This window comes from Mobiluncus curtisii subsp. curtisii ATCC 35241 (genome assembly GCF_000146285.1).
Lineage (GTDB): Bacteria > Actinomycetota > Actinomycetes > Actinomycetales > Actinomycetaceae > Mobiluncus > Mobiluncus curtisii.
The window spans coordinates 337238-353682 of the sequence record NZ_GL385912.1 but is presented as its reverse complement, the minus strand read 5'-3'; the positions used below and the strand labels follow the sequence as shown (position 1 = coordinate 353682).

Annotated in this window: 13 protein-coding genes; 9 read left to right on the top strand and 4 right to left on the bottom strand. The window is 57.0% G+C overall.

Annotated features, from left to right (window positions below):
* Window positions 1-70 precede the first annotated feature (70 nt).
* The 3 genes from HMPREF0574_RS01565 to HMPREF0574_RS01555 are packed head-to-tail and all read left to right on the top strand — an operon-like array spanning window position 71 to window position 3881.
* On the top strand, window positions 71-1243 hold the full coding sequence (locus tag HMPREF0574_RS01565) for a UDP-N-acetylglucosamine--N-acetylmuramyl-(pentapeptide) pyrophosphoryl-undecaprenol N-acetylglucosamine transferase (RefSeq protein WP_004006916.1): 1173 nt from the start codon (window positions 71-73) through the stop codon (window positions 1241-1243).
* 2 nt (window positions 1244-1245) lie between these two features.
* Window positions 1246-2745 (top strand): UDP-N-acetylmuramate--L-alanine ligase, encoded by a 1500-nt coding sequence (gene murC / locus HMPREF0574_RS01560; RefSeq protein ID WP_004006915.1) that lies wholly within the window; start codon window positions 1246-1248, stop codon window positions 2743-2745.
* Entirely contained in the window at window positions 2742-3881 is a 1140-nt protein-coding gene (locus HMPREF0574_RS01555; protein ID WP_004006914.1) for a cell division protein FtsQ/DivIB, read from the top strand. Before murC ends, HMPREF0574_RS01555 begins: the two co-directional genes overlap by 4 nt.
* Before the next feature lie 52 nt (window positions 3882-3933).
* Here HMPREF0574_RS01555 and serB read toward each other — a convergent pair whose 3' ends face one another.
* Both serB and glgC read right to left on the bottom strand, forming a co-directional pair.
* Window positions 3934-4854: a phosphoserine phosphatase SerB gene (gene serB, locus HMPREF0574_RS01550; RefSeq protein WP_004006913.1), complete on the bottom strand. Its 921-nt coding sequence runs from the start codon at window positions 4852-4854 to the stop codon at window positions 3934-3936.
* A gap of 3 nt (window positions 4855-4857) precedes the next feature.
* A complete protein-coding gene (gene glgC, locus HMPREF0574_RS01545) occupies window positions 4858-6096 on the bottom strand; it encodes a glucose-1-phosphate adenylyltransferase (RefSeq protein WP_004006912.1) in 1239 nt (412 codons plus the stop codon).
* A 167-nt stretch (window positions 6097-6263) separates the two neighbouring features.
* Here glgC and glgA point away from each other — a divergent pair, with 167 nt between their 5' ends.
* The 6 genes from glgA (at window position 6264) to HMPREF0574_RS01515 (ending at window position 14498) form a co-directional block, all read left to right on the top strand.
* Window positions 6264-7493, top strand: a complete 1230-nt coding sequence (gene glgA / locus HMPREF0574_RS01540; protein WP_004006911.1) for a glycogen synthase — start codon at window positions 6264-6266, stop codon at window positions 7491-7493.
* Window positions 7494-7529: 36 nt separating this feature from the next.
* Window positions 7530-8318 (top strand): ABC transporter ATP-binding protein, encoded by a 789-nt coding sequence (locus tag HMPREF0574_RS01535; protein WP_004006910.1) that lies wholly within the window; start codon window positions 7530-7532, stop codon window positions 8316-8318.
* Between the two features lie 60 nt (window positions 8319-8378).
* Window positions 8379-9722, top strand: coding sequence for a glutamine synthetase family protein (locus HMPREF0574_RS01530; protein WP_004006909.1), 1344 nt, complete (start codon window positions 8379-8381; stop codon window positions 9720-9722).
* 55 nt (window positions 9723-9777) lie between these two features.
* Window positions 9778-12978 (top strand): bifunctional [glutamine synthetase] adenylyltransferase/[glutamine synthetase]-adenylyl-L-tyrosine phosphorylase, encoded by a 3201-nt coding sequence (locus HMPREF0574_RS01525; protein WP_004006908.1) that lies wholly within the window; start codon window positions 9778-9780, stop codon window positions 12976-12978.
* 117 nt (window positions 12979-13095) lie between these two features.
* Window positions 13096-13800: a histidine phosphatase family protein gene (locus HMPREF0574_RS01520; RefSeq protein WP_036324827.1), complete on the top strand. Its 705-nt coding sequence runs from the start codon at window positions 13096-13098 to the stop codon at window positions 13798-13800.
* Between the two features lie 62 nt (window positions 13801-13862).
* On the top strand, window positions 13863-14498 hold the full coding sequence (locus HMPREF0574_RS01515) for a phosphatase PAP2 family protein (protein ID WP_004006906.1): 636 nt from the start codon (window positions 13863-13865) through the stop codon (window positions 14496-14498).
* On the opposite strand, the gene HMPREF0574_RS01510 is transcribed toward HMPREF0574_RS01515, so the two are convergent.
* Both HMPREF0574_RS01510 and HMPREF0574_RS01505 read right to left on the bottom strand, forming a co-directional pair.
* Window positions 14493-15431, bottom strand: a complete 939-nt coding sequence (locus tag HMPREF0574_RS01510; protein WP_004006905.1) for an amino acid ABC transporter ATP-binding protein — start codon at window positions 15429-15431, stop codon at window positions 14493-14495. The two genes, HMPREF0574_RS01515 and HMPREF0574_RS01510, sit on opposite strands and share 6 nt — an antisense overlap.
* Complete coding sequence (locus HMPREF0574_RS01505) at window positions 15428-16351, bottom strand: amino acid ABC transporter permease (protein WP_004006904.1); 924 nt, start codon at window positions 16349-16351, stop codon at window positions 15428-15430. Before HMPREF0574_RS01505 ends, HMPREF0574_RS01510 begins: the two co-directional genes overlap by 4 nt.
* Between the last annotated feature and the right edge of the window lie 94 nt (window positions 16352-16445).

The window sequence follows — 16445 nt, the reverse complement described above, 5'->3', positions numbered from 1 at the left end:
CTCCCCGACAACCGCACCTTAAACCGTGCCCTGAAAAAGTTTCTGGATAAAACACGCTAAAGTTGAGGGTGTGAGTGACATCTCGAGACCGGTCATTGTTTTCGCAGGCGGCGGTACCGCGGGACACGTGAATCCTTTGCTGGCGACTATTGCCGCACTAAAGTCCACTGAATTCGACTTCGATCCTCTGGTTGTGGGTACTTCCGAAGGGCTGGAAAGTGAGTTAGTTCCTGCCGCCGGCTACGAACTGTTGACCATTCCCCGCTTGCCCATGCCGCGTCGTCCCAGTTCGGATTTGGTCCGTTTGCCCGTCAAGATGCGTCGCGTGGTGGCGTTGCTGCGCGATACTTTCCAAAAACGGGGGGTACGCCTGGTGGTTGGCTTTGGTGGCTACGTTTCCACTCCGGTGTATTTCGCCGCGAAACGCCTGGGCATTCCCATCGTCATTCATGAACAAAATGCCAGGCCGGGGCTTGCCAATCGGGTGGGGTCACGCTACGCCGCTGGGGTTGGTCTGACTTTTGAGGGCACCGGGTTGAAATCGAAACACGGTGAGACCCGCGTGGTCGGTCTGCCCTTGCGACCCAGCATCCTCGCACTGGCTCATCAGTTGGAAATGCCCCTGACCAGGGACGCAGCCCGTGCTGAAGCTGCCGAATTCTTTGGTTTGCCGCCTTCGCACCCCACGGTGTTGATAACCGGAGGCTCTCTGGGAGCGCAACGTCTCAACGAAGTCTTGCCCGACGCGCTTTTGCGAGTGTTCCAGGAAAATCCTTCCGCCCAGGTCATTCACCTCACCGGGAAAGGTAAGGACGGTCCGGTCCAGGATTTCGTTACGAAACATCATCTGGAGCAGCGTTACCAGGTGCGAGACTATCTCACCGAGATGCACTATGGTCTGGCGCTAGCTGACTGTGTAGTGTGCCGTGCGGGGGCGGCAACTGTCGCGGAAAATACCGCCCTGGCGATTCCTACTCTTTACGTGCCTCTACCCATTGGCAATGGGGAACAGGCTCTGAACGCGCGCGGGGTAGTGGAAGCCGAGGGAGCGTTCTTGCTCGATCAAAAGAAACTGACCGAGTCTACCGCTGCCGAACTGCTGCTACGTCTGCTAGACCCCGAGCAAAACGCCACCATGCGCGCGGCGGCAGCCCAGGTCGGTACCACGCGCGGGGCAGAAAATCTCTGCGATCTCATCCTGACAGTCTGGCGTGAAACATCCGGAAAATCCGAGGAGGCCTAAACATGCCCGAATTTAAAGACAGTTCCACGAATCTGTCCAACGTCACTGCTGCCCACGAGGTCCCTTCTGACCAGGAATTTTATCTGATTGGTATCGGCGGGGCGGGCATGAGTGTCCTCGCGCTACTGCTGCATGAACTGGGGTATCAGGTGTCCGGTTCCGACCAGGTGCCAGCTGATACCTTGGGACAACTGCGCGAGGCGGGTATCAATGTTCACGTGGGACACCGGGAGGAACAGGTTCCCGCTAATGCCATCGTGGTGGTGACTTCGGCGATACATGAGGATAACCCCGAAGCTGCCCGCGCCAAGGCTCTGGGCTTAGAAATCTGGCATCGTTCTCAAGCCCTAGACTTTTGTACTCGTTCTCACGAGCTGGTGGCAGTGGCTGGCGCGCATGGCAAGACCAGCACTTCATCCATGATGGCTCATTCCTTGCTGGACATTGGCGCGGATCCGTCCTTTGCTATCGGGGGAATTATCGCCGATTTGGGGACGGGAGCACGTTTGGGATCAGGCTCCGCCTTTGTCATCGAGGCTGATGAATCCGATGGATCTTTCCTGAATTATTCACCCGCGGTGGAAGTCATCACCAACATTGAGCCGGATCACCTCGATCACTGGGGTAGCGCGGCAGCGTTTGAGCAGGCGTTCGTGAACTTTACCGGTCGACTGCGCAAGGGTGGGGCGTTGGTGCTGTGTGCCGATGATGCCGGGGTCAAAAGGCTCGCTGAGCAGGTTTCAGCGCGAGGCGACGCTGACGGACCGCGGGTTATTTCCTATGGTTTCGGGGTCCCCCTGGCTGGAGATGTCGTAGTGCAGTTGCACGAACCGGAACTGGGACCGGGTCGAGGTCAATGCCAAGTTACTATCACCGATGCTGGACAGCAGGTGTTTCATGGGCAGTTGAACTTGCGTATCGGCGGTAAACACATGCTGTTGAATGCGGGTGGGGCCCTGGGGGCTGCCTATGTCCTGGGGGCGGACTTGTCCCAGTTCATCGCGGCGTTAAGGACTTTTTCGGGAGCTGACCGCCGGATGCAGCCGGTTGGGGAACGCGATGGGGTACGCATCTATGACGATTATGGACACCATCCCACCGAGATTGCCGCTACCTTGCAGGCGGCTCGTGACCTGGCTGGTAAGGGCAGATTGCTGGTGTGTTTCCAGCCACATCTGTATTCCCGGACCTACCATAACGTCGATGCTTTCGCCCGCGTTTTTGCTACGGTGGATGACTTGACCGTATGCGCGGTCTATGCTGCCCGTGAAGCGCCGATTCCCGGTGTGAATGGCAATATCATCACCGAGCATCTCGGGAAGGGAACCTACGTAGCGGATATGTACGCGGCGGGACTGCACGCGTTCCGGGCTGCTCGTCCCGGCGATTTTCTGTTGTTCTTGGGGGCTGGCTCCATCACTCACGTCGGTCACGCTATCGCCGCAGGACATGACTATGCATCGGTGGAACAAGCGACTCAGGCGAAAGCGAGCCAGGCGTGAAACCACCTTCTCGTCCCACCCTGGGGAAGCCCGCAGAGGGTCGTGGCTCTCGTCGGGGGCGATCCCGGCGACCCGTAGTTGACCCCAAAAGCGTTGACCTCGGCAAGGACGCTCCGTCCCGCCCTCGTGAGCGCGCCACCGCGACCGATACGGCGAACCCCGGAACTTCTGCCTCCGAAACAAAATCAAAAAAGCCGACTCCGGCGCAACTCAACAAACAGGAACGCGACGAAAAAAAAGCTACTAAGAAAGCCCAAAAGCGAGCTGCGAAAGCAAACCGAGAGGCGGTGAAAGCTGCCCAAAAAGTTTCTCAGCATAAACGCAATCCAAAGGCATCCTCCGTTGGGGGGGCTCGTTTTGAGGCAAGTTCCCCCTGGGATTCGCTGCGGGTGGCAAGCGTAGATAACACGTTGTTGGATCGGTTAGAGGAACAAGAATTTATTCACCGTCACCGGCTACGACTGCGGGTTTCCGGACTGATAGGGGTGCTGCTGGGAATCCTGATTGTTTTGTATGTGCTGTTTTTTTCGCCACTATTTGCCTACCAGCTCTCCAAATGCCATGTCACGGGCACTCGCAATGTAGACATTGGCCAGATTTGCCAAGCTACTCAACGTTTCGAGGGACGCTCTATCACCAGTCTGGCGACGGCAGGTGTGGCAAAAACGGTGCTGCAGGAAGTTAGTGCCCTGAAGGACGCGAAAGTCTCACCGGCTTGGCTGCACGGTTTGAACATTCACGTTGTGGAGCGTGTTCCGGTGGCTACCGTGCGGCAAAATGGCAAGGTCGTGGGTGTTGATCGATCCGGAGTGGTGTTGGAGATTGCCCCTGGCGATGTGGCGGGACTGCCGCAGCTGGATGTCGATATGGAGAAGCTCGGCGGGCAAACTCGCAAGCTGGTAGATGCAGCTTTAATTGCCTTTGGGGATATGCCCCAGGAACTGCGATCTATGATTGCCGCGGTGACTTCCGACGATCCGGCTCAGCTGCAGTTTAAGTTGCGTGACGGGCGCAGTTTAATTTGGGGTAATTCGCGTGACTCGGTGGAAAAAGCCCAGGTAGCTAAGCTTTTGTTCACGGTGCAGGACGTGAAAGTGGTCGACGTTTCCAACCCGGAGCGCCCTTCAACCCGCTGAATGCGAACGTGGAGCTGCTCAGACAAACAACTTTCGCGAGAACCGGATTGAGTCAGCTCGGGAGAGTGAGCGCCGCGAGCACCGCGAGGTTAGACCACGAGAGACGCACATCAGCAGCGGCTTGCAGGGCAGGTTTGGCTTGGTAGGCAACCCCCAATCCAGCGGCGCGCACCATTTTCAGGTCATTGGCGCCGTCTCCCATCGCTACGCAGCGATTGAGACCTATACCTAGCTCGGCTGCCCACGAACGCAGGCAAGTTTCCTTAGTTTCGGCGGTCACAATGTCTCCCTCAGGGGCACCGGTGAGCTGACCGTTTGCCACCTCGAACCGGTTGGCCTTAACGAAGTCCAGCCCGATTTGCGTTGCGGGTGGTTCCACCAGTTCCATGAACCCGCCGGACACCACCCCGACTTTTACACCGTGGTGATGAAAAGCCGACACCATCTGTGTCGCTCCCGGTGAAAAATGATAATCCTGGCGCACTTGATCCAAGACACTGACCGATAGACCCCGTAATGTTCCCATGCGACGCCGCAGGGACTGGGCAAAGTCGAGTTCTCCGCGCATTGCGGCAGCAGTGATGGCAGCGACTTCTGCCTGTGTCCCGGCGTGGGCAGCCACCAGGTCGATGCCTTCCCCGGTAAATAGCGTAGAATCCCCGTCCAAAACCACCAGGGCAGGACCTCGTAACGCCATTTCTCCAGACGTTATCGCTACAGCGAGTTGCGGTGAATCCAGTTCAATTTCAATAGCGCGGGTCCACGCCGCTCTCTGTTCCCGAGAGGTAGATGGTGCGGCCGGAACTTCCAGAGATACTCGACTAAGTTCCTCTGACGAGGAACGGACTGGTGGCGCGGCGGGGTTCAGTCCGGTAGCGTGTAGCACCGCGGACAGAAACGCCTCCGGGGCTATATCCGCAGTGTCTTTTTCCCACACGCACGTAAAACGCAGGGGCAGCGAGAGTTCAGCCATGGGCTACTGCTCGACCCGAGTGCCTTTGGGGACGACCGTAATCCCGGAATCAGTCACCAGGAAGCCGCGCGCCCGGTCTTGTTCGAGGTCAACGCCAATAGTGACGCCCTCACCAACGTAAACGTTCTTGTCCAAGATGGCACGGTCGACTTTTGCATGCCGCGCCAGTACCACGCCGTTCATCAAGACCGAGTCAGTCACTTCGGACCAGGAATTCATACGAACTCCGGGGGAAATGATTGAGTGGACACACAGAGCCCCAGAAATAATCGTGCCGCTGGAGACAAAAGAGTCAATGGCGTGTCCCATACGGGAATCATCCCCGTAGACGAATTTGGCGGGGGGCAGTTCGCCGTCCACCGTCGTCATAATCGGCCACTTCGGGTTATACAGGTTAAAAATGGGGTGGACCGCAATGAGGTCCATTGACGCTTCGTAATAGGCGTCAATAGTACCGACGTCACGCCAATAGTCCCGGTCCCGTTCGGTCGAACCGGGGATATCGTTGCGGATAAAGTCGTAGCAGTGGGCTTCCCCGCGAGAGACAAAATATGGCACTATGTCCCCACCCATATCGTGATTTGAGTCGTCATTTTGAGAGTCTCGCTGCAGTGCCTCGAGCAGGGCATCAGTGTTGAATACGTAGTTACCCATGGAGGCGAGGACTTGATTGGGTGCATCGGGCAGCCCGACCGCATCGTGGGGTTTTTCCCGGAAAGCAGTGATTTTTCCGGCTTCGTCGGCTTCAATGACTCCAAAGGAAGATGCCATTTGCAGAGGCTGCCGGATGCCTGCCACCGTGGCGGGCAGTCCATACTCGATGTGTTCCTCCACCATCTGTGAGAAGTCCATCCGGTAGATGTTGTCAGCTCCGATAATCAGCACGTAGTCAGGGCGTTCGTCACTGATGATGTTTTCAGATTGAAAAATTGCGTCTGCTGACCCCATGTACCAGTGTTTCCCGGTGCGTTGCTGAGCTGGTACAGGTGCCACATAGTTGCCCAGAATGTTCGACATATGCCAGGCCGTAGCGATGTGTCGGTCTAAGGAATGTGACTTGTATTGGGTCAGGACGATAACCCGGTGATAGCCGGAGTTCACCACGTTTGACAACGCGAAGTCAATCAGTCGGTAGTGACCGCCGAAAGGCACCGCGGGCTTGGCGCGGTCTTCAGTGAGAGGCATCAGGCGTTTGCCCTCGCCGCCAGCGAGAATAATTGTCAAAACTTTTGGTTGTGCCATGCATTAACTCTAGGAGATTTTTTTAGCTTTTGTGTGGTATTTCTCAGGTTTTTTTACACGCAAATGGGATAGGTTAGAGGTGCAGTCGCGGTTCGCCACTCAGGGTCTTTCCGGGGATACTACGGGCCGAGTTGTACTGGGTCGATTTGTGTTAAAGCGAGGTTGCCATGCGGGTTGATTTGATGAGTCGGGAATATCCTCCGAAAGTCTACGGGGGAGCTGGAGTTCACGTCACCGAACTCGCCAAGGTCTTGCGGCAGCGGGCAGAAGTGAGGGTGCACTGTTTTGAGGGACCTCGCACCCCCGGCACGGAAGGCGGCGAGCCGGGGGTCACCGGCTACGACTATCTGGAAGGGTTGGCAGACGCGAACGCTGCCATCCGCACTTTGGGTGTGGACCTAGAATTTGTGACTGATGCAGCCGGGGCTGACGTGGTGCATTCCCATACTTGGTACGCAAATATGGGCGGGCATTGGGCTTCTTTGATGTATGACATTCCGCATGTTATTTCCGCCCATTCCCTGGAACCGTTGCGTCCGTGGAAAGCTGAACAACTCGGCGGGGGATACCGGATCTCTTCCTGGGCAGAAAAAACGGCTTACGAAGCCGCAGACGCCATCGTGGCAGTGTCTCACGCTATGAAAGACGACATTTTGCGTTGCTATCCCGCTGTCGAGCCTGATCGAGTCCATGTCATCCACAACGGCATTGACCTGACGACCTGGGATTTCTCTAATATCACTCCCGAATTCCGCAGTCGAGTCTGGGCGGACTATGGTCTGAACGAAGATGACCTCACGATAGCTTTCGTCGGGCGTATTACTCGACAAAAGGGTCTGCCTTACCTGTTGCGGGCGCTGCGCGACGTACCTCGTGACGCCCAAATCGTTTTGTGCGCGGGAGCGCCCGACACCCCAGAGATTATGGCGGAGGTCGAAAGTCTGGTGCATGGCCTGCAGCGGGAGCGTCCGGGAGTAGTGTGGATTGCGGACATGCTGGACCGCGCCCACATGATTGCCCTGTTGACCGGCTCGACCTTGTTTGTGACTCCCTCGATTTACGAACCGCTGGGAATCGTGAACCTAGAGGCGATGGCTTGCGGCTTGCCCGTGGTCGCTACCGATACCGGGGGCATTCCCGATGTGGTAGTCGATGGGGAAACCGGCTTTTTAGTGCCGATTGAACAGGTCAATGACGGTACGGGTAAGCCTCTGCATCCCGAAGAATTTGAGTGCGCGATGGCGCAGCGGATTACCGAAATGCTGACTCATCCCGAACGCGCCCGGGAGATGGGACAGGCGGGTCGTAAGCGCGCCCAAGAACACTTCACTTGGGAGGCAATTGGGGAAAAAACTATGGCACTGTATGAAAAAGTCATTGCCCAGCGTCACAATTAACCTAAAGCCCTCCAGCCACGGATAGGAAAGAACAGTATGACTTTGGTCGCCCGGTGTGACAACGTTGAATTGTGGCGTAATCGCACCTCTATTTTGCATAACGTCAATTGGCGGATTCACCTGGGACAGCACTGGGTGGTGCTGGGACCCAATGGGGCAGGAAAGACCACCTTGGTGGATATGCTGGCGGGGCGGATTTACCCCTCGCGAGGGCGGGTGGAAATCCTGGACGAAGTATTAGGAAAAACCGAGATTGCGGAGATTCGTCAGCGGGTGGGATACGCCTCCCCGGCTCTCGCCGGTCAGATTCCCCCGCAGGAAACTGTAGAAAAGACCGTACTATCCGCGATTTGGGGGATGACGGCATCCTGGCGGGAGAGCTACGAAACGGTGGACGTGCAACGTGCCCAAGCTCTGATGAGCATGTTTGAGGTGGCAGATTTGAAAGACCGCGACTTTGCCACTTTGAGCCAAGGCGAGAAACAGCGCGTTTTAGTGGCACGAGCCCTCATGATAGACCCGGAAATGCTGATTTTGGACGAACCGGCAGCTGCCCTCGACCTGGGTGGGCGTGAACTATTGCTCAGTGGGCTGGCAGAACTGGCACGTGACCCGAAAAGCCCGGTCATGGTCATGGTCACGCATCACTTGGAGGAAATCCCTCCCGGGTTTACCCACGCACTAGCGCTTAAGGAAGGTCGCGTGTTTGCCTCCGGCCCCCTTGAAAACGTGCTGACCAGCTCCACTATGAGCGCCATGTACGGTCTTGAACTGGAGATAACGCACACGGAGCAGGGGCGCTACACTGCCAGAATGAAGTCTTAGACCGGGACACTTTGAACATCCGGGAAAACCCCGGAACAGACTATTGAAAGGGAGAAAACCTTGGATTCTCGCCAAGAAGACGTGATTCGGCAGGTGGGGGAACGCGACGTGAAATATGTGCGTCTCATGTTCACCGATGTGTTGGGTGTCTTGAAATCTGTCACGATTGCGCCGGTAGAACTGGAACGAGCCTTTACAGAAGGAGTGGCTTTTGACGGATCTTCCGTGGAAGGTTTCACCCGCGTGGCGGAATCAGATATGTTGCTGTTCCCCGATGCCACAACGTTTCAGATTATGCCCCAGCTCGCGGACATCTCGGAGGACACTATCGGGAGGATGTTCTGTGACGTGTACAACCCGGACGGGACCCGTTCGCATTCCGACCCTCGCTACGTGCTGGAACGCACCATGAAACGGGCTCAAGCGCTGGGATTCGTGCCCTACACGCATCCCGAAATCGAGTTTTACCTGTTCAAACAGCCCAGCAGTTTGGAGGAGCGCCTGCGCCCGGTGGACCAGGGCGGTTACTTCGATCACGTTTCTGCAGGTCCGGGCAACGCCTTTCGTCGGTGGGCAGTGCGGATGCTGGAAGAGTGCGGCATTTCGGTTGAGTTTTCCCATCACGAGGGGGGTCCCGGACAAAACGAAATCGACTTGCGTTCCGTCGATGCCCTGTCTTGTGCGGATAATCTGGTGACTACGCGTGAAGCGGTAGAGGACCTGGCAGAAGTCAAAGGTCTGCTGGCGACGTTTATGCCTAAACCGGATATTGATTTTCCCGGTAACGGGATGCACGTGCATTTTTCGCTGTGGGAGGGCGACCAAAATGCGTTTTATGATCCTGCCGCCGCTGACCATCTGTCCATTGTGGGACGCCAGTTCACCGCCGGTCTGCTGCACTATGCCAAGGAAATCTCTGCCATTGTCAATCAGCATGTGAACTCGTATAAGCGACTGTGGGGCGGGGATGAGGCGCCAGCTTTCGTCTGCTGGGGGCACCATAATCCTTCCGCTCTGATACGTGTGGCAGATCACAAGCCAGGTCTGCACACTTACACCAGGGTCGAGTACCGTGCTCCCGACCCCGCGATGAACCCATACCTGGGGTTTGCCCTGATTATCGAAGCGGGGCTAAAAGGAATTGAACAGCGCATGGAACTGCCCGAAGAAGCCGAGGACAACGTGTGGGAGATGAGCGATGCGGAACGGAAAGCCTACGGCATCGAGACTCTGCCGCGTTCTTTGGAAGACGCGATTCGCTATCTGCAAGATTCCGAGTTGGTGCCGGCGGTCCTGGGTGAAGAAGTCTTTGATTACGTGTTGCGCACGCGGCTGGCGGAATGGACCGAGTACCGCCACCAGGTGACGGAACAAGAGAAACGCTTGTTGCTGCATTTGCATTAGTCCATGCCAATGGTTCCCCCGCGGCGGTGGGGACTGTGGGGCTGAAAGGGAGAGAATGGCTCGAGAGTATTCCGAGACGGTGGCGCTGCTAACCTCCGGGGTGGAAGACGTCGAGCGTGCCAAGACCCGGTTGACTGCCATCACGCAGGCAGCTCCCCAGGTGTACATCCCGCAACTCATCGAGAATCTCGGTCAGACAGCGGACCCTGACCTGGTGCTGTTGGGTTTGGATCGAATTTTTTCTGAGGATGCCGCCCACCCGTCGGGCATTACCGAGACGCTGAGTGTGCGCCAAATTGGAAACCGCACATTGCAGCTGCTGGGGGCGTCTGAATTCTTTGCCAGTTACCTGGCGACGCACCCGGCAGCCCTTGAACTCCTGGAACAGGAGCCTGAACCGGAGACTTACTCGGCACGGCTGCTTCGCGCGGTAGGGGCAAAGAATCTGGGTACGGTCAAAAACCCGTGCTGGGTCGCTGACCCGCAAGCTCACGACTTGGAACTGCGGCGGGTTTACTACGCGCTGCTGGCGCAACTGGCTGCGGAGGACCTGGCTCACGCGGGAGAAACAGCCGCCAAGGCTGAGTTTCAAGCGACTTCCCGGCGCATCAGCGACCTGGTCGATGCCGCGCTAGAGGCGAGTCTGGCATTAGCTCGCCGCGATCATGACCCGGAGGGTCTGATTGCTTTTAGCGTGGTGGCAATGGGAAAGACCGGGGCGCGGGAGCTGAACTATATTTCCGACGTCGATGTTATTTATGTGGGGCAAGCCCAGGAGGATGCCGACCTGGACCCCGCCGAGGTAAATCGGCGTGCCACCGCGATGGCGCAGGCGCTCGGTTCCTATTGTTCTGCGACTGGACCGGAACCGGCACTGTGGATTTTGGATGCCGCGCTGCGTCCCGAGGGCAAGGATGGCGCGCTGGTGCGTAATCTGGAATCTCACCTGGATTATTACCAGCGTTGGGCAAAGACTTGGGAATTTCAGGCACTGCTGAAGGCTCGCCCGGCAGCAGGGGACCGGGAACTGGGCGCCCGTTACCTGAGCACCATCCGTCCTTTTGTGTGGTCCGCGGTAGAACGCGAAGGTTTCGTGGAAGATACCCGAGCTATGCGGCGGCGGGTAGAAAAGCTGCTGGATCCGAAAAAGGCAGGCCGGGAAATTAAACTCGGCACCGGGGGGCTGCGTGATGTGGAGTTTACGGTACAGCTGTTGCAGCTGGTGCACGGCAGGGTCGATGAGAGCCTGCGGGTGCGCGGAACCTTGGACGCTTTACAAGCCCTCATTGCTGGAGGCTACATAGGTCGCGACCAGGGCGAAGAAATGGCTGACTATTACCGGTTCCTGCGGGTCATTGAGCATCGCACCCAGCTGGACCGAATGCGCCGCACGCACCTGTTTCCCCAGGATGCTCAGCTGCGGAGGGTCGCGCGCTCTATTGATGTGACGCGGTTTTCTGAGGGGGCGAAACTGACTCAGGCTTGGCAGGAAGTGCGGCACAAGGTTCGGGGACTGCACGAGGAGATTTACTACCGCCCGTTGCTGCCTGCGATGGCGAAACTGTCAGCGGGGGTAGCGGCTTTGGACAGTGTTGCCGCGCAATCCCGGTTGCAAGCTATCGGTTACCGCGACCCCAAGCGCGCTTTGGAACATATTGAAGCTTTGACTTCTGGAATGAGTCGGCGGGCGGCGATTCAACGCCAGCTCTTGCCGGTGCTGCTGGATTGGCTTGCTGATGGGGTGGATCCTGATGGCGGTTTGTTGGCTTTCCGGCAAGTGTCCGATGCCTTGGGGGATACGCATTGGTATCTTGGTTTGCTGCGTGATTCGGGTACCGCTGCCCGGAGTTTGACCCGGTTGCTGTCGTCTTCGCCTTTGGTGGCGGGTCTGTTGCCCGCTAATCCAGACGCTATTAAGTGGCTTGATGACGAGTCTCAGTTACGCGGGCGTACACGCGAGGAACTCGAGCGCGAAATCCTGGCTACTTTTGAGCGCCAACCGGATTTGGACAAGCAAGCCGCGCGGCTGCGGGCAGTGCGCGGACGGGAACTGTTGCGGGCAGCTATGGTGGACGTGCTGCAAGGCATTGACCCGCTGCGAACCGCCCAGCGTTTAACTGACGTGGGTGAAGCCGTCCTCGCGGGGGCTTTCGACCTGGCATTACGGAAGCTCAAAGCGCAGCTGCCTCCGACTGCACCTGGTCACAAGTGCGGTGGGGAGCCACCGTCCGCGCAGGTTGCGCTTGCGAGTCCTGCGACGCGCGCTTTAGCGTCCGCTGGATATTATGCGGACCACTTAATAGTGGGGATGGGTCGATTTGGCGGTGGTGAATCTGGTTACCCTTCTGATGCTGACGTGGTGTTTTACTATCGTCCGTGGCAGGAGCCGGGCAATCCGGCAGGGGGATATTTGCGGGCAACGCCGGCGGATTTGCCGGTAGTGGGGACAGAGGCAGACTCTGCCACGTCAGAAATTCGCAAGCGTGCCGTGATGGAAGCGACCAGCCTGGTCAATACCGTCAGTTCAATCTTGAGCGGGTCCCAAGCCGGTGCTTGGCGCGTCGATACTGATTTACGTCCCGAAGGTCGTTCCGGGGCTGTGTCCAAGGACTTAGATTTGCTGAAGGATTATTATGCGCGCTGGGCTAGCGCTTGGGAGCGTCAAGCCCTGCTGCGGGCGCGTCCCGTGGTGGGTTCATCGACTTTGCGCACAGATTTTGCCGAGATTGTAGATCCGGTGCGGTTCGACACCCCGCCGGAGGATAAAGAACTGAAAGAGATTCGCCGGTTAAAAGCCCGGATGGAGTCGGAACGGATTGGTGGCGGTCAGGTGTCCGGTGCGGGCAAGACCGGGGCGGCAGTACGCCACGTTAAGCTGGGGCCGGGGGGACTATCCGACGTGGAATGGTCGGTACAATTATTGCAAATGTGTCATGCCCACACCGTGCCCGGGTTGCGCTGCGTGTCCACCGGCGACGCCCTGCGAGCAGCGGTGAGCGCGGGGCTGATTCCTGCCTCGGACGCGGAAATCTTGCGCACTGCATGGATGATGGCAATGTCTATTCGGGCAGCGAACGTGTTGGGCTCAGGGCGGACTACCGGGAAAAAACTCGATGTGTTGCCAGTCGATCGCCTATTGGTGACCACCGCGGCGCTGTTGGGCTACCCAGAGGGCACGCACCAAGACTTAACCGATGACTGGATGCGCGCCGCGCGCCTGGCGCGCGGAGTAGTGGAACAGATTTTTTATGAATAACCTGCACTTCACGGCACCGCGGGAATCATCAGGTCTACCCTGTTGAGAGCCACTCAGCAAAATAAGCTTGAGACGAGAAAACGCGCTAAGGTGGGATGGGCACAGAAAGGAATAACGTTGCGACTGGTATTGATTCGTCATGGGGAAACTGACTCGAACCTCTCAGGGGCTTTGGACACGGCTTGGCCGGGACGTCCCTTGAATGCCACGGGGCGCGAACAGGCGGTGGCTTTGGTTGATAAATTTCACAAGTTAGTGGGGTCGGCTCCGCAGCGTTTGGCTTGCTCTTTCATCCTCCGAACACGCCAAACTGCCGAGCCGTTGGCACAGGCTTTCAATATTCCCTTGCAGGTAGATCCGGATTTGCGTGAGGTTCGAGCCGGCGCGCTGGAAATGTCTACGACCCTCGAAGACACCCGAGAATACCTCGATACCGCTATCGGTTGGGTGACTGGCGACCTGGAGCGACGGATGCCCGGAGCGGAATCTGGTGCCGAAACTTTAGCGCGTTTCGACCGGGGGATTGCGCGGCTGTGTGCCGGATTGGAGGATGATCCGGAAGCGACCGTAGCGGTCGTCATTCACGGCGCAATTATGCGCGTGTGGGGCGCAAACCGGATTGAGGGATTGACCCTTGACCTATTGGCGCAGTTCCCTTGCCAAAATTGTTCCCTCACGTTGGCGACTGGCAGCCCGACTGCCGGCTGGAAAGCCGAACTGTGGTCCGATCGGCATCTGGAAGATTGGCCGGTGGTGCCCGGAGGTAAACCCCGCACCTCCAAAGAAGCCCGCGAACATCTGGAATCCGTGTTGCTTAGCTGAGCCACCGCTGTCAGACTCGATACGCTCGCCCCGCAAAACTGCTAAACAGAAGATCTTAAACCGTGAACCTCTTGACCAAGTTGATATTAATCCAAGCCGCAATCTTGCTGCTGCAGAGTATCCTGTACTTTGGCTCAGAGCGTTTCCAGCACGTGTTTCATAATCCCCAATGCGGTCTAGATCGGCACATCCCGCGCATTCCCGCTTTCGTCTATCCATACGTGTTGTGGTTTCCGCTGATTGTATTCTTCCCGATTTCGCTGTACTTTTTTTCACCGGGAAACTGGGTGGTGTTCCAGATTGCGTGGATATTTTGCGTAGTCATTTCGGTGGCAGCATATTTAGCGTATCCCACTACTTTTCAGCGTCAAGAATTGGGACAAAGCCTGACCGAACGCTTGTTGGCACTGGTGTACAAGACGAGCTACCGCGGGGTCAATTGCGCCCCCAGCTTGCACTGTTCCACCTCGATGATGATTGCTTTCACCGCCGTGGTGACAGTGCAGATGCCCTGGTGGCTACGAGTCGTCTCGGTCTTGGTAGCTGTGGCTATTGTTCTGGCTACCCAGTTCACCAAGCAGCACGCCGTGGTGGATTTGCTGACTGCTATTCCGGTCGCGGCAATATCGCTGACCATAGGTTTTGGAGTGACAGCAGCTGGCGGAACCGAGCCGATTCAGGCGTGGCTTAACCTATAACACCTTCGAGACAAATTCGCGGGTGCGCGCTTCGCGAGGATTGTCCAAAACCTCGATAGGGCTTCCCATTTCCATGATTTGTCCCTCGTCCATAAAGGCCAGAGTGTGACCGACCTCTCGGGCGAAGCCAATTTCGTGGGTCACCACCAGCATAGTCATCCCGTCCCGAGCCAAATCTTTCATAACCTGCAGCACTTCACCGACCAGTTCCGGATCGAGCGCGGAAGTCGGTTCATCGAACAGCATCAGTTCAGGATCCATCGCCAAAGCACGGGCAATCGCCACCCGCTGCTGCTGACCGCCGGACAGCTGGGACGGGTAGTGGTCCATGCGATCTCCCAGACCAACCCGATCCAGCAGCGCTTTTGCCTGCTCGGCAGCCTCATCACGTGGTTTCTTCAAGACGTGAACCGGGGCCTCCATGACGTTTTCGAGAGCAGTTTTGTGAGGAAACAGGTTGAAACGCTGAAATACCATGCCGATACGTTCCCGTTGAGCGGACACGATTTCATCAGGTAGCTCGCGCAGCACCGTGTTCCGTTCAGTCAAAGCGCCGGTCTTTAAGTACCACGAGCGTCTCCGTCCCGGCAGGGGAGCTTTTTCCTCGGACATGCCCAACAGCTCTCCGTCCAGGTAAATTCGTCCGGAAGTGATAGTTTCCAGCTGATTGATGCAGCGCAAAACTGTAGATTTACCAGAACCGGAGGGCCCGATGAGAACGCACACCTCGCCCTTGTGAATGTCCAGGTTAATACCCTTTAACACGTGCAGGTGACCAAAGTACTTGTGGACATCGCGTAAAGCCACCATGGTCCCCACCACGTCAGCAGGGGCGGGAATGTGATTACCCGGCCGTAAATCCGGGAAAGTATCGATGATACCATCAGGATCTTTACTGTCTAGAGGATTGTTTGGCATCAGCTCATTACTCACGATTTCACATCCAATAGAGTTTTCGTTGCCGGAACCGCGCTCAGAGACTTGCTACGCGATGAGGTGGGGGACTGCTGCGTGTTAAAACCCTTGCCAAAGTATTTCTCAAGGTAGTACTGACCCACCATCAAAATCGAGGTGATGAGCAGGTACCAAATCGCAGCGCAAATCATCATCGGCACCGGCATGAAAGTGAGGCGTCCCAAGTTTTGAGCCTGGAAGTTCAGCTCCAAAGTAAACGGCACCACCGAAACCAGGGAAGTGGTCTTTAACATCGAAATCGTTTCGTTGCCAGTGGGCGGGACAATGACGCGCATAGCTTGGGGAATGACGATGCGACGCAAAATCATGCTGCGCTTCATGCCCAGAGCGGTAGCAGCCTCCCACTGTCCCGGATTCACCGAGTTTAGCCCAGCGCGCACAATTTCAGCTAAGTAAGCGCCCTCGTTCAGTCCTAGCCCCAGCATGGCTGACCAGAACATGTTTAGCACCAGCTTCGTTTCCACTGCAAACAGTTGCGGTCCGAAAGGAATCCCCAGGGTAATCATGGGGTACAGCGTCGGCAGCAAGCCCCAAAAGATTAACTGGGTATATACGGGAGTGCCGCGGAAGAACCAGATATAGAACCAGGCAACGCCCTTCAACACCGGGTTCGGGGACTGGCGCATCACTGCCATGGTAATAGCGAGGGTGACGCCGATTGTCATCGCTCCTATCGTCAGTGCCAGAGTGAAGCCGATTCCTTTAATCAAGTTCGGGTGCGTCAGATACTCTCGCACCATCTCCCAATGGTAGTTGGGATTGGTGAGAAGGGAGTTGACCAGTCCGAGCACTACCAGCGCGACCACTGCCACGCTGACCCATCTGCTTAAACGGAATACCGGTCGTGGATGGTTGAATTTCAGGTCTTCTTCGCTCATGCGTTATCGTCCTTTTGATGTCTTGGGCTGCTCAGTCTCGCCGATGTAGTTCTCGGACGGACTCCCCGAATCGGAAAGTGAAACGTCAAAGACT

Excerpts from the sequence above, each read along its gene's own strand:
- glgA (WP_004006911.1), top strand. The coding sequence starts at position 6,264 with ATGCGGGTTGATTTGATGAGTCGGGAATATCCTCCGAAAGTCTACGGG.
- murC (WP_004006915.1), top strand. The coding sequence starts at position 1,246 with ATGCCCGAATTTAAAGACAGTTCCACGAATCTGTCCAACGTCACTGCT.
- serB (WP_004006913.1), bottom strand. The coding sequence starts at position 4,854 with ATGGCTGAACTCTCGCTGCCCCTGCGTTTTACGTGCGTGTGGGAAAAA.
- HMPREF0574_RS01525 (WP_004006908.1), top strand. The coding sequence starts at position 9,778 with ATGGCTCGAGAGTATTCCGAGACGGTGGCGCTGCTAACCTCCGGGGTG.
- glgC (WP_004006912.1), bottom strand. The coding sequence starts at position 6,096 with ATGGCACAACCAAAAGTTTTGACAATTATTCTCGCTGGCGGCGAGGGC.
- HMPREF0574_RS01505 (WP_004006904.1), bottom strand. The coding sequence starts at position 16,351 with ATGAGCGAAGAAGACCTGAAATTCAACCATCCACGACCGGTATTCCGT.
- HMPREF0574_RS01535 (WP_004006910.1), top strand. The coding sequence starts at position 7,530 with ATGACTTTGGTCGCCCGGTGTGACAACGTTGAATTGTGGCGTAATCGC.